Origin of the sequence: Pseudomonas huaxiensis, assembly GCF_003231275.1 — a bacterium.
Lineage (GTDB): Bacteria > Pseudomonadota > Gammaproteobacteria > Pseudomonadales > Pseudomonadaceae > Aquipseudomonas > Aquipseudomonas huaxiensis.
This window is the reverse complement of record NZ_QKVL01000191.1, coordinates 1-380: the sequence shown is the minus strand read 5'-3', so window position 1 is coordinate 380 and position 380 is coordinate 1. Positions and strand designations below refer to the sequence as shown.

Here is a 380-nt window from a genome sequence, read left to right as displayed (position 1 = left end):
CGCAAACCGGCCCAGCGCAAGGTGCGCGCCATGCTGCTGAGCAACACCCTGTCCGCTGCCGTGCCGGGCACACCTGGAAAACTGGTCGAAGTCACGCTCTGGACGATGGAAAGCGCCGACGCCTTGAAGACCCGGTTGGACAAGCTGAGCACCGGGGTCGGCGACGGCATTGGCGATGCCTTGCGCACTGTCACCATCGGCGCCGAAGCCCTTCAGGGTTCCATGGACAACCTTGCGCGCCATGTGACCCTCAATGCCGACGTCTCCGCCCAACTGGCGCGGGAGTCGATGCGCAACATGCGCAACGCCGCAGTTGCCGGCACACCCGGCGCCAGCACCATGGGGCTGGGCCTGATCAGCCTGTGGTTCCAGCAGGACAG

At 66.1% G+C, this 380-nt stretch carries 1 pseudogene; it reads left to right on the top strand.

The features are described 5' to 3' along the window. Positions 1 to 30: 30 nt before the first annotated feature. A pseudogene (locus DM374_RS32840) lies at positions 31 to 380 on the top strand (T6SS effector BTH_I2691 family protein); the annotation flags it as partial.